Origin of the sequence: Pseudoalteromonas sp. SR45-4 (assembly GCF_014163535.1) — a bacterium.
In the GTDB taxonomy this organism is placed as follows: Bacteria; Pseudomonadota; Gammaproteobacteria; order Enterobacterales; family Alteromonadaceae; genus Pseudoalteromonas; species Pseudoalteromonas nigrifaciens.
Genome location: NZ_JACJDO010000112.1, coordinates 1 through 505, shown reverse-complemented (window position 1 = coordinate 505; position 505 = coordinate 1). Strand labels below are relative to the sequence as shown.

1 pseudogene is annotated in these 505 nt (G+C 41.6%); it reads right to left on the bottom strand.

Annotated features, from left to right (window positions below):
- Positions 1–175: 175 nt before the first annotated feature.
- A pseudogene (locus tag H5058_RS18205) lies at positions 176–505 on the bottom strand (transposase); the annotation flags it as partial.

The following is a 505-nucleotide window of genomic DNA, read 5'->3' as shown; positions in this document are numbered from 1 at the left end:
CCTTTGGTGTTTATCTAAACAAACATTGCTAGGCTTAAAAGCATCCTTAATTTTTAAAATCCCTCTGCTTATTCAAATAACGCGTATTAAACTGCTTTTTTATTCATTTTTAGGCATGCGAAATACTGTGCTTTCACAGTGAAAGGGAATTACGGAGAGTTTTTGAAGTGAAATTTTAAGCCAGTAGCTTTTCGCAGTTACTAATGTTGGCGCGCCGCTTTCTGTTTAGGTGTTCGCAGTATCCTTCGTGCGACGCTGGGCGACCTACTGCGCCATGAAATACGCGACTAAATTGTGTGGTGAGTTTTAGCCAGTTTTCGGGGGTAATGTTGACTCTTTGTAACAGGGGTAAAGTGGTACTCTCAATATGGCCTTTCTTGCCTTCGCGTATACAACGCCCGGTTAATTCTACTAGTTCAAGGTAAGATTTAAGCGCAAAGGGTAATCCTTTCGCCATGTGCTTTTTTGATTTACCTGAAAAGCGCAGGAGTTGCTTCGGTTGCTT